Genomic DNA, 10,470 nt, shown 5'->3' on the forward strand with positions numbered 1-10,470 from the left:
GGAAGGTCACGCGGCACCGCGCTGATCCTCGGCGGCGAGCGCCTGTTGCAGATCGAGCGCGCGGTCGGCCGCGCCGTTCAGGCTTTCAACTAGGCGCAGCAGCGTGCGGAATTCGGTGCGGTTGAGCGGGCCGAATTCGATGTCGTTGACCAGCCGCTGTGTCGGTGCCAGCGCGGCAAGCCGCGCGCTGCCGGCGGGTGTCACGGCCATGCGGACCCGGCGTCCATCCAGCGGGTCGCGGCGCTTGGCCAGCAGGCCGGCGGCTTCGAGCTTGTTCGTCTCGGCGGTGATGAAGGCGGCGCTGACCTTCATATGCGCGGCCACATCGCTGACCGAGACGGCGCCCTGGCTGCCCAGATGCAACACGGAGATCAGAATGGAATAGGCCGGTCCCGCCAGGCCGATGCGCGCCGCATGACCATCACGCAGCGCCTGGTGCCGCGAGGAGAGGGCCAGCAACCCGTTCACCAGCCGCCGAAACGCCGCGTCCGAGCCATCCTCCAGCAGCGCAGGGCGCGAGGTGGTCAGCGGGGCGGATGTCGGTGTGACGCGGGCTCGCTGCTTCGGCATGGGGAAAGGCTAGGTTAAGTAGGTTAAGCATTGCAATCCCTTTTCCGAGGGCCCGAGGTGGAGCCGGATGGACATCAGCCCGAAGTTTCTTCAGCCTTTCTCCAGCTCGCAGGAGGCGGTGATGCCCATCAACAAGCCACATCTGGAATTCCACACGCTTGATCTCGGCACGGGTTGGGAAACCCCGCCCGGCTATCCGGCAGGCATCCAGCAGAAGATCCTCGCCGGGGCGCTGGATGAGGCGGGCAAGCGCGGATGCCGCACGCGCCTATTGCGCTTTGCGCCCGGCGCCTTCACCACGGAACCCTTCGTGCATGACTACTGGGAGGAAGTCTTTCTGGTCAGCGGCGACCTGACTGTCGGCAATGACGCGCAAGGCCAGGGCGGCGAGCAATTCTTGCCGATGACCTATGCCTCGCGTCCGCCAGGCGCCTGGCATGGCCCCTTCCGCAGCGAGGGGGGCTGCATCCTGTATGAGAGCCACAGCTACGATCCGGTCTGACGCGACGCAGGCCGTTGCGGACCACACGGCTCTCTTGCCGCCCCCGAGCCTGCGCGCTGGCGTGCCATCTTTCCCGGATCATGCAGAGGTACTTGGCTTGACAGCGGGTGCAGCAGCCAAAATCATGAAGGCGCGACTGATCAGCCAGGAGTTCCGCTTTGCAGGCATCGAGACGCATCGCAGTGGTCGGCGCCGGGCTGGGTGGGCTGACGGTTGCAGGCCTGCTGCAACGCCTCGGTCATCACGTCACGGTGCATGAGCAGGCGACGCAATTCGGCCGGATCGGCGCGGGCATCATCCTCAGCGCCAATGCCGTGAAGGTGCTGCGGCATCTCGATATCGAGGCCGCGCTGCTGCGAACAGGGATCCGGCCGGCAGCCTTCCTCAGTCGCGACTGGATGACAGGGACGACGAGCTTCGCGCTTGCGATGGACGGGCAGACCGAAGCCCGCTTCGGCGCCGCGTTTCTCAATATCCACCGCGCTGACCTGCATGAGATCCTGCTCTCGGCCCTGGCGCCGGGCAGCCTGCATCTCAATCACCGGCTGGAGGCCATGGATGCGGCACCGCATGCCGTCACGCTGCGCTTCGCCAATGGCGATGCGCTTGATGCGGATGTGGTGATCGGCGGTGACGGCATCCACTCCCGCCTGCGCGCGCTGCTCTTTGGCGAAGCGCTGCCGCGCTTCACCGGCCGCATGGCCCAGCGCGCGATCTTTCCAACCGCGCGGCTCGGCGGGATGGCGATGGATGATTGCACCAAGTGGTGGGGCCCGGACCGCCATGCGCTCAGCTATTTCATGACGTCCCGACGCGATGAGGTCTATGTGATGGCGAGTGTGCCCGGCGCACATTGGGACGGCACGGATCTCTCGCGCCCGCTGCCACGCGACGAATTCCTGGCGAGCTTTGACGCGGCCACGCCCGAGTTGCGCCGCCTGGTGGAAGGTGCGACGGAATGCGCCGTCTGGCCCATTTGCGACCGGCCGCGCGATGACCGCTGGCATCACGGCCGCGCCGTGCTGCTGGGCGATGCCTGCCACCCCGTGCGCCCCTACATGGCCGCCGGCGGCGCCTCGGCCATCGAGGATGCGGCGGTGCTGAGCCGCTGCCTGCACGAATTCGACGCGCCGGAGGAGGCTTTCCATCACTACGCCGCGGCGCGCATCCCGCGCGTGGCGGAGGTGCAGCGCATCTCCATCGCCAATACCTGGATGCGAGGGCCGGATGAATCGCTGGACTGGTTCTTCGGCCATGACGCGATGGCAACGCCGCTCGCGGTGCACGCCTGATGCAGCCCGATCCCATGCTGCGGCGTGACCTGGTCGGGTATGGTGAATTTCCGCCCGATCCGCACTGGCCTGGTGGCGCGCGCATCGCGGTGAATTTCAACCTGAATGTGGAGGGTGGCGGCGAAGCCAGCCTCTACAACGGTGATCTCGTCTCCGAAGGCATGCTGAACGATATCGGTGTGCCTGAATTCGCTGGCCGGCGCAGCCCGCTGGTGGAGAGCGTCTTCGAATATGGCAGCCGGCGCGGCGTCTGGCGGCTGCTCGACATCTTCCGGGATTTCGATGTGCCGGTCAGCGTGCTGGGCGTCGTCCGCGCGCTGGAGCAATCGCCGGGGCTGGTCGCGGCCTGCCTCGCGCGCGGCCATGAGATCGTCAGCCACGGCTATCGCTGGATTGACTATGGCGCGGTGAGCGAGGCCGTCGAGCGTGAGCACATCCAACGCGCCATTTCGGGATTGCGCGCCCTGACGGGTGAGGCGCCGCTGGGCTGGATGACCGGCCGGCCCGGCCCCAATACCAGGCGCCTCGTCACGGAAGCAGGTGGCTTTCTCTATGACCGCGACTCACTGGCCGATGAGCTTCCCTATTGGCTCGACATGCCCAGCGGTCCCCATCTGGTCATCCCGTAGTCGTACGAGACGAACGACAACCGCTTCAACGAGAATAGCGGCTTTTCCACCGCCGGCCAGTTCTTCGAATACATGCGCGATGCCTTTGACACGCTGTATCGGGAGGGGCTTCGCGGCTCGCCCAAGCTGCTCTCCATCGGCCTGCACGACCGGCTGATCGGGCGCCCTGGTCGCTCACCGGGGCTGGTGCGCCTCCTGGAGCATATGCGCCGCCATGACGGTGTCTGGTTCTGCCGCGGCGTGGATATTGCCCGCCATTGGCATGCGCGCTTCCCGGCTTCCCGCTGAAAGACATGCCGCCACGTCGCGGTGAGTGAGTGCAGGGCGTGACGGCTGGCATGGCCTTTGCAAAGCCTTCACCAAAGCCTTCTCCGGGTGATGGATGATCGGTCTTCCGCTTCGCAACCTGATCGAATTTGAGGCCGCTTGGCCGCGCGGCTGCCTGCCTCGCGGGCGGGGCTCGGAGTGAGGTCGCCTGTGCCTGAGGCGGGAGCTGTCACCATCCCGCGCCCGGGCATGCATGTTGCAACCCGCCTGGAAGCAGGCCCGATCGTGCGCGGAGATCCCGCCGCGCGGCGCTCTGCCGACCGGCTCGCCCCATCCGCCAATGCCACGCGGCGCTTTTCCGTCCCCCGTGCCGATGGCCCCGTCCTGAACGCCACGCGTCACCCCAAGGAGCTGACATGACCCACGACCCGAACACCCTCTCCCGCCGCAGCGCGTTGGGCCTGCTGGCGGCACCGGCCGTGCTCTCGGCGCCCGTGCACAGCCAGTCGCTGCGCCGGGTGAGCTTCACGCTGCCCTGGGTGCCCGAGGGCCCGAACCTCATCGCCTATGTCGCGCGGGCCAATAACTTCTGGGCCGAGGAAGGGCTGGATGTTGAAGTATCGCGCGGAACCGGCTCCACGGCGGCAGCCCAGGCGATCGCGGCGGGCCGCTTCGACTACGGCATGGCCGCTGCCTCCGCCGGGTTGCAGATGGCGGCGCGCGGCCTCCCGATCGTGCAGGTCGCCAGCATTTCCTACGATGTGATGATGGCGCTGGTGGTGCGCGCCGATGGGCCGATCCGCCAGCCTTCCGATCTCAACGGCAAGCGCCTCGCCTCGGTCGCCACCTCCGGCGACTATCCCTTCCTGCAGCCCTTCGCGGCGGCCAGCGGCATTGACCTGGCCCGCGTCGAGGCCTCGACGGTGGATAACAATGTGCGGCAGCGCGTGCTGGTCGAAGGCCAGGTGGACGCCATCACCGGCTTCGCCACCTCCATCGTGCCGGTCTATACGAGCCAGGGCTTCAACACCCGCAGCTTCCTGTTCAGCGCGGCCGGCCTCAGCTTCTACGGCAACACCATCATGACCCAGCGCGCGCGCCTGACGAGCGAACCGCAGGTGGCGCGCGGCATCGTGACCGGGCTGATGAAGGCGCAGAAATTCATGCTGCTCAACCCGGATGAGGCGCTGCGCATCTTCGCGCGCCAGGTGCCTGAAAGCGCGCTCTCCCGCACGGCGCAGCAACAGGCGCGTGTGGGCCTGGGCATGGCGCGCCTCGCCGCGCTGCCCGAGCGCGTCTGGAATGAGCCCGTCGGCTTCAGCGAACCGGCCGAGTTCACCCGCATGCTGGACCTCACCATGCGCTATCTCGCCACGCCGGGTGATACCCGCCCCGCGCTGGAGGCCGTCGTCACCAATGAGCTTCTGGGGGGTGTCACGATGACGCGCGCCGAATGGCAGCGCGCGGCCGAGCTGGCCAGCGAGTTCCGCCCGCTGGTCGGCTGATGCGCGGCCCCACCCCCGCGATCCGCTTCGACGCGGTTGCGAAGACCTACCCGGTGCGCCCCTTGCCGCTGCGCGCCGTGGAGCGGGTCAGCTTCGCCGTCGCCAGGGGTGAATTCGTCGCTCTCCTGGGCCCTTCGGGCTGCGGCAAATCCACCTTGCTGGCCATGGCCGCCGGGCTGGAAGCACCGACCGAGGGGATGGTGGAGGTCGGCGGTGCCATGCTGGAGAAACCGCACCGCGACACCGCGCTGATGTTCCAGGATGCCACCCTGCTGCCCTGGCTCTCCGTGCTCGACAACGTGCTGTTTCCGGCCACCATCCGCAAGCTGCGGCGCGAGGAGGTTCTGCCCCGCGCCATGCAGCTGATCGAGATGGTCGGGCTCAAGGGCTTTGAGCGCCGCCGCCCGCATGAGCTCTCGGGGGGCATGCGTCAGCGCGCCGCGATCTGCCGCGCGCTGGTGCTGGATCCGCAACTTCTGCTGATGGACGAGCCCTTCAGCGCGCTGGACGCCATCACCCGTGACGAGATGGCGGTGGTGCTGCTCGATATCTGGCAGCACACCGCCAAATCCGCGATCTTCGTGACGCATTCCATCCGTGAGGCGGTCCTGCTCGCGGATCGTGTCATGGTGATGAGCCGCCGGCCCGCCACCATTGCCGAGGAACTCGTCATTCCCTTCGCCCGGCCGCGCTTGCCCGATCTCGCCGACAGTCAGGAATTCACCGATATCTGCGCCCATCTGCGCGCCACCATCGCGCATGGGATGGCGGGGCCGGATACGGGCCGATGATGCGCGCGGGGGAGCTCCCGCGGCAGGCGGGCTGGGCGCTGCTGGGCGTTGCGCTGATCCTTGGCGCCTGGCAGGGCCTGGTGAATTGGGCCGGCCTGCCCGAGGTGTTGCTGCCCGCCCCGCGCGCCGTGCTGGACAGTCTGTGGCGCTCGGTCGGCATCCTGCCGCGGCATGCGGGTGCGACGGCCTTCGTGGCCCTGGGCGGCTTCGCCCTGGCCATCCTGGCCGGCACCGCCATCGCCGCCGTGATGGCGCTTTCCGTCCTGGTGAGCCGCATGCTCTATCCGAACCTGCTGATCTTTCAGCTGTTGCCGAAGGTGGCGCTCGGGCCGCTCTTTGTGGTTTGGCTGGGCATCGGGGTGCCGTCGCTGCTGGCCTTCGCAACCTTCGTCAGCGTCTTCCCCGTGGCGATCGGCACATTGACGGGGCTGAAATCCGCCGATCCTGGGCTGATCCGCCTGTCGCGCTCGCTCGGAGCCAGCGAGTGGCAGATGTTCCGTCACATCCGGCTGCCCGGCGCGCTGCCCTTTTTCTTCGCGGGCGCCAAGGTGGCCGCCACCATGGCCGTCACCGGCGCGGTGGTGGGTGAGTTCATTTCGGCCCGCGCCGGGCTTGGCTGGCTGGTCACACAGGCGGCAGCACGGGCGGATACGGCGCTGATGTTCGCGGCCCTGGCCGTCCTCGCGGCGCTGGGGGCCGCGCTATACGGCCTGGTCTGCCTCGCTGAGGCCGCGGCCCGGCGCCGCTGGGGAACCGCCGCATGAATCCCGAACGCGGCCGCGCGGGCGATCTCATCCTGGGCTTCCTCGCGATCGGCCTGGCCGTTGGCGTCTGGGAGGTGTCCGTCCACCTGTTCCGCGTCTCGCCCACGCTGCTGGCGCCGCCGACGGCCGTCTGGGCCGCCATGATGGAGCATCCGGCCATCCTGCTGGAACAGGCGCGCTCCACCGCCTGGGAGACGGCCCTGGGTTTCCTGTTGGCCAGCCTCTTCGGCGTTGTCGGCGGCGCGCTGCTCTCGGCCTCGGCCACGCTGCGGGCCATCGTGATGCCCTGGGTCCTGGCCCTGCAGATCGTGCCCAAGATGGCGCTGGCGCCGCTATTCGTGGTTTGGCTTGGCGTGGGGGCACCCTGCCGGCTGGCCTTCGCCATCTTCATCGGCTTCTTCCCCGTGCTGGTCGGCACGCTGAGCGGCCTGCGCAGCGCTGACAGCGGTGCGCTGCGCCTCTGCGCCAGCCTGGGCGCCACGCGTTGGCAGACCGGATGGCGCGTGCGCCTGCCCTATGCCATCCCGCAGATCCTGGCGGGCATGAAGACCGCCGCGACGATGGCGCTGCTCGGCATCGTCATCGGGGAGTTCGTCACCGCGCAGCAGGGGCTTGGCTACATCGTGATGTTCGCCTCATCCCTGGGCGAAGTGGGGCTGGTGATGGCCGCGTTGCTGATGCTCTGCGCGATCGGTGCGGTGCTCTACGGGGCGGTCATGGTGCTGGAGGCCGGCTTCGCCCGCTGGTACGCGGCACCCATCACCGTGGGCGCCTTCGGATAGGCGGCAGATCGTCCGGGACATGGATTCTGCAGCATCATTCGTTCAGGCAAGCGTGCGAGGGGCAGCACCGCCATCACCGCCGGCCGCGTGGTGCTCGCTGCCACGAAGGCGGTGGCCGGGCTCGGCGGTGGCGGCACCGGGCATGCCCAGCCTGCCATGCGGCATCACGCGGATGCGTCACTCCGCCGCGGGAACCGTCTCCGGCGTGCCGGCCTTGGCCTGAAGTTCCAGCAGTTCCGGGTCGTTATATTGCGGGCGACGCGGCTTGGCCGTGGAGAGCAGCGTCTGCACGTGGCAATCGGTGTCGCCGGTGTTGTAGAGCTCGTGCTGAAGCCCGATGGGCAGCTGGACCATGTCCCACTTGCCGAGCGTCAGGTCCGTGACCTCATCGCCATCGAAGCAGCGCACCAGGCACTGGCCGTCCAGGATGAAAAAGACCTCCTCCGTTTCGTGGCAGTGCATCGGGATCATATTGCCCACAGGCACCGTCTGAAGGGACATGGTGAAGGCCGTGGCGGGCACGCCACCGCGCAGATCGTTGTGGTCCACCGAGCCGCTGGCGCCCAGATACCGGCGCTGGATGCGCGCGAACTTGGGGTCCTTTGCCGTCTCGAAGCCAAACACAGTCCAGTCAGCCCGCCGATTTTCGAAGCGGGCGACCCGGCGCGCGAGCCGGTCCGCGAGGGTTGCACCTTTGGACATCTGCTTTTCCCGTCTTGTGCGAGCCTATGTCTACGACGCCAATCTGCCGCTCGTCATGGGAAATTCACGGGGCAAAGGGCTCGGCCAAAGGCCTGCGTTCCGCGTTGCTGAACGATTGGCCGTCGGCATGCGAAAACTTTAGGCATGCCTGCGCGCGGATGGATGCTGCGTCAGGCAGCGGGAGCCGGCACGCATGGATCGGTGCGCCCGGCAGCGGCCTGCCGGCGACACGCCATGAGCACCCAGCCGCGACGTTGAGCCACCGAACCCTGGGCTTTTCCGGGCGTCACAGGGCGTTGGTCCAGGCTCACCGAAGCCGCGCCAGAAACCCCCGGTGCCAATTCACATAGCCCGGATGCACATGCGCCAGCTTTCCCCGCAGCAGCGCATGCGCTGCCTCCAGCCGGTGGAAGGGGATGAAGGGATAGAGGTGATGCTCGGCGTGATAGGGCATGTTCCACATGATCAGCCGCAGCAGCGGATTGGTCAGCATGGTGCGCGTATTGGTCAGACCGTCACGCTCCTGTGAGCACAGCGTGTGCTCGGTGAACAGGTAAGCCCGCAGCAGCGGCTGGCCGAGCAGCTGCGGCAGCACCCAGTAAAGCAACAGCGCCTGCCAGCCGAAGGCCCAGACCACCAGCACCGCCACCGCCAGCACGAACGCCACCATCCAGCGCATGCTGCGGATCACGCGCGGCGCGGTCTCGGGTTGGAAATAGGGATAGGCCGAGTAATCGCCGCGCAGCCCATCCACCGCGAAGCGAAAGCGCGAGCGCCAGTAGGGAATGGCCAGCATGCGCACCAGATAGCCCCGAATCTCCAGCGGGGCGGCCTGCTGGAGCAACTCCGGATCCTTCGCCGGGTCCTGGGTGTGGCGGTGATGCGCCAGATGATAGACCTGATAGAAATGCCAGTTGAACAGCGATGGCGCGCCAGCGAGCCAGCCCACGGTCGCGTTCAGCCGGCGCGTGGCGAAGGCGGTCTGGTGCATCGTCTCGTGGAAGGGCGCGAACAGCGCCGCCTGCATGATGCCGAGCGCGAGGATCGCGGGCGCCTTCCACCAGCCCGGCAGCAGCGCCACCAGGGCGCCCGCGCAGAGCAGCAGGCCCAGATGGATGGCCAGCCGGCGCAGCCCCTCGGCATCCGAACGCCCGGCCAGATGCATCATCGCCGCCGGCGCGGGCGCGCGGATATGCGCCTGCTCATGGGTCAATCCACTCATGCCGCTCGCTCCTGGATGAGGGCCCGTCGGGAAGGGACTGCCCTGGATCACATCCGCAGGCTGAGCCGGCGGCTGGGCGACAACAAGCGCCAAGCTGCCGCCTGGATATCGGCACCGGGCGTTTCAGCCCAACTGCCAGGCATTCCGGTACGGGCCTGCCTCATCCCGCCGCATCGGGTCAGTTGGTGGCGGCGGTCGCGGCCCAATGGGTGATCGCGGTGGTCGCCGCCGCGAAATCCTCGATGCGCATCGCCTCCAGCGGGGTGTGGCTGCCATTCTGGTTGCGCACGAACACCATCGCGGCCGGGATGCCGGCCTGGGCGAAAGCCGCCGCGTCATGCCCACCGCCGGAGGGCATGGCCTTATGCGCAATGCCCATCGCCTCAGCCGAGCGGTGCAGGGCGGCCCGCAGGCCAGGGTCCATCGGCGTCGGCACGCTCGCCTGGCGGCCCGTCAGCTCGAAGCTGACGCCGCGCCTCGCCTCGATCTCCATGATCAGGCGGTCAATTTCGGCATAGGCGCGGTCGAGTGTCGCGAGTTCCGGCGCGCGCACATCCAGGCTGAAGCCGATCTCGCCCGGCACCTTGCCAAAGCCCGCCTGATCGGGCGTGGCCATGGTGCAGAAGGTGCAGACCATCGGCACGCCGGCCGCCTCCTGCTCGCCCCAGAACAGGTCCAGGCGATGCGCGAATTCCGCCAGGGCCAGGGCCGCGTCATGTCGATAGGCGCGTGGCGTGGCACCCGAATGGTTCCACTCGCCACGCACGATGCCGCGCCGGATGCGGCGATTGCCGGGCAGCGCGGTGACGATGCCCATCGGGATCTCCTCGGCCTCCAGCACCGGCCCCTGCTCGATGTGCAATTCGACATAGGCGTGCACCTCCTCGCGCCGCAGATGCTTGCGCCCGGTGCGCAGCGCGTCCGGATCAAAGCCCAGTTCGCGCATGTGGTGCTCGAGGGAGAGGCCCGTATCGGGCCGCAGGATAGCGAGGTTCTCGGCCGGGAAACTGCCCAGGGCGCCGCGGCTGCCGGGGAAGCCATTGAACCAGGCGCCGCCCTCCTCCGCGCGGATCGCCATCACGGTGATGTCGCGGCCCGGCACGAAGCCGGCCTGCCGCATGCCGGCAACCACCGCAAGCCCGCAGAGAACGCCCGCCGCGCCGTCGTAATTGCCGCCCTGGGGCACGGAATCCAGATGGCTGCCGAGGATGATGCGTGGCAGCGTCCGGTCCGCGCCGGGCAGCGTCATGTACATGTTGCCGGCGAAATCCACGGTGACCTCGAGGCCGAGCGCCTCGGCCTCGGCGCGCACCAGGGCATGGGCGATTTCCTCGCCCCGGCCATAGGCTTCGCGGGTGACGCCGATGCCGTCGAAGGTCGTCTCGCGCAGCCTGTCGAACAGGCGCGCGGCGAGGGTGATGTCGGGGCGGAGATTCGTGGCCAT

12 protein-coding genes are annotated in these 10,470 nt (G+C 68.2%); 8 read left to right on the forward strand and 4 right to left on the reverse strand.

Annotated elements, in window-relative coordinates:
* Window positions 1–6 precede the first annotated feature (6 nt).
* Window positions 7–570, reverse strand: coding sequence for a MarR family winged helix-turn-helix transcriptional regulator (locus LHU95_RS08690; RefSeq protein ID WP_248710970.1), 564 nt, complete (start codon window positions 568–570; stop codon window positions 7–9).
* Between the two features lie 121 nt (window positions 571–691).
* On the opposite strand from LHU95_RS08690, the gene LHU95_RS08695 reads away from it, so the two are divergent.
* The 8 genes from LHU95_RS08695 (at window position 692) to LHU95_RS08725 (ending at window position 7,102) form a co-directional block, all read left to right on the forward strand.
* Window positions 692–1,072: a hypothetical protein gene (locus LHU95_RS08695; RefSeq protein ID WP_248710971.1), complete on the forward strand. Its 381-nt coding sequence runs from the start codon at window positions 692–694 to the stop codon at window positions 1,070–1,072.
* Window positions 1,073–1,230: 158 nt separating this feature from the next.
* On the forward strand, window positions 1,231–2,364 hold the full coding sequence (locus LHU95_RS08700; protein ID WP_248710972.1) for an FAD-dependent monooxygenase: 1,134 nt from the start codon (window positions 1,231–1,233) through the stop codon (window positions 2,362–2,364).
* Window positions 2,364–2,993, forward strand: coding sequence for a polysaccharide deacetylase family protein (locus LHU95_RS08705; protein WP_349292684.1), 630 nt, complete (start codon window positions 2,364–2,366; stop codon window positions 2,991–2,993). The genes LHU95_RS08700 and LHU95_RS08705 overlap by 1 nt, the downstream gene beginning before the upstream one ends.
* 72 nt (window positions 2,994–3,065) lie before the next feature.
* A complete protein-coding gene (locus tag LHU95_RS23420; RefSeq protein ID WP_349292685.1) occupies window positions 3,066–3,281 on the forward strand; it encodes a hypothetical protein in 216 nt (71 codons plus the stop codon).
* 395 nt (window positions 3,282–3,676) lie between these two features.
* Window positions 3,677–4,765 carry an ABC transporter substrate-binding protein gene (locus LHU95_RS08710; protein ID WP_248710973.1) on the forward strand — a complete coding sequence of 363 codons (1,089 nt, stop codon included), beginning with the start codon at window positions 3,677–3,679 and terminating at the stop codon, window positions 4,763–4,765.
* Window positions 4,765–5,556, forward strand: coding sequence for an ABC transporter ATP-binding protein (locus tag LHU95_RS08715; RefSeq protein WP_248710974.1), 792 nt, complete (start codon window positions 4,765–4,767; stop codon window positions 5,554–5,556). Before LHU95_RS08710 ends, LHU95_RS08715 begins: the two co-directional genes overlap by 1 nt.
* The gene (locus LHU95_RS08720) at window positions 5,553–6,320 is read left to right on the forward strand and encodes an ABC transporter permease (RefSeq protein ID WP_248710975.1); all 768 of its coding nucleotides are present in this window, start codon (window positions 5,553–5,555) and stop codon (window positions 6,318–6,320) included. The genes LHU95_RS08715 and LHU95_RS08720 overlap by 4 nt, the downstream gene beginning before the upstream one ends.
* Window positions 6,317–7,102 (forward strand): ABC transporter permease, encoded by a 786-nt coding sequence (locus tag LHU95_RS08725; RefSeq protein ID WP_248710976.1) that lies wholly within the window; start codon window positions 6,317–6,319, stop codon window positions 7,100–7,102. Before LHU95_RS08720 ends, LHU95_RS08725 begins: the two co-directional genes overlap by 4 nt.
* 177 nt (window positions 7,103–7,279) lie before the next feature.
* Here LHU95_RS08725 and LHU95_RS08730 read toward each other — a convergent pair whose 3' ends face one another.
* The 3 genes from LHU95_RS08730 to LHU95_RS08740 all read right to left on the reverse strand — a co-directional run bounded on the left by LHU95_RS08730 (window position 7,280) and on the right by LHU95_RS08740 (window position 10,470).
* Window positions 7,280–7,804, reverse strand: coding sequence for a cupin domain-containing protein (locus LHU95_RS08730; protein ID WP_248710977.1), 525 nt, complete (start codon window positions 7,802–7,804; stop codon window positions 7,280–7,282).
* A gap of 307 nt (window positions 7,805–8,111) precedes the next feature.
* Window positions 8,112–9,026 carry a fatty acid desaturase gene (locus tag LHU95_RS08735; RefSeq protein WP_248710978.1) on the reverse strand — a complete coding sequence of 305 codons (915 nt, stop codon included), beginning with the start codon at window positions 9,024–9,026 and terminating at the stop codon, window positions 8,112–8,114.
* Window positions 9,027–9,204: 178 nt separating this feature from the next.
* On the reverse strand, window positions 9,205–10,470 hold the full coding sequence (locus LHU95_RS08740; protein WP_248710979.1) for a Zn-dependent hydrolase: 1,266 nt from the start codon (window positions 10,468–10,470) through the stop codon (window positions 9,205–9,207).

Origin of the sequence: Sediminicoccus sp. KRV36, assembly GCF_023243115.1 — a bacterium.
GTDB lineage: Bacteria > Pseudomonadota > Alphaproteobacteria > Acetobacterales > Acetobacteraceae > Roseococcus.

What these genes read in the sequence shown, in the direction of transcription:
- LHU95_RS08690 (WP_248710970.1), bottom strand. Translation starts at nt 570, where the DNA reads ATGCCGAAGCAGCGAGCCCGCGTCACACCGACATCCGCCCCGCTGACC.
- LHU95_RS08695 (WP_248710971.1), top strand. Translation starts at nt 692, where the DNA reads ATGCCCATCAACAAGCCACATCTGGAATTCCACACGCTTGATCTCGGC.
- LHU95_RS08705 (WP_349292684.1), top strand. Translation starts at nt 2,364, where the DNA reads ATGCAGCCCGATCCCATGCTGCGGCGTGACCTGGTCGGGTATGGTGAA.
- LHU95_RS23420 (WP_349292685.1), top strand. Translation starts at nt 3,066, where the DNA reads ATGCGCGATGCCTTTGACACGCTGTATCGGGAGGGGCTTCGCGGCTCG.
- LHU95_RS08710 (WP_248710973.1), top strand. Translation starts at nt 3,677, where the DNA reads ATGACCCACGACCCGAACACCCTCTCCCGCCGCAGCGCGTTGGGCCTG.
- LHU95_RS08715 (WP_248710974.1), top strand. Translation starts at nt 4,765, where the DNA reads ATGCGCGGCCCCACCCCCGCGATCCGCTTCGACGCGGTTGCGAAGACC.
- LHU95_RS08720 (WP_248710975.1), top strand. Translation starts at nt 5,553, where the DNA reads ATGATGCGCGCGGGGGAGCTCCCGCGGCAGGCGGGCTGGGCGCTGCTG.
- LHU95_RS08725 (WP_248710976.1), top strand. Translation starts at nt 6,317, where the DNA reads ATGAATCCCGAACGCGGCCGCGCGGGCGATCTCATCCTGGGCTTCCTC.
- LHU95_RS08730 (WP_248710977.1), bottom strand. Translation starts at nt 7,804, where the DNA reads ATGTCCAAAGGTGCAACCCTCGCGGACCGGCTCGCGCGCCGGGTCGCC.
- LHU95_RS08735 (WP_248710978.1), bottom strand. Translation starts at nt 9,026, where the DNA reads ATGAGTGGATTGACCCATGAGCAGGCGCATATCCGCGCGCCCGCGCCG.
- LHU95_RS08740 (WP_248710979.1), bottom strand. Translation starts at nt 10,470, where the DNA reads ATGGCCACGAATCTCCGCCCCGACATCACCCTCGCCGCGCGCCTGTTC.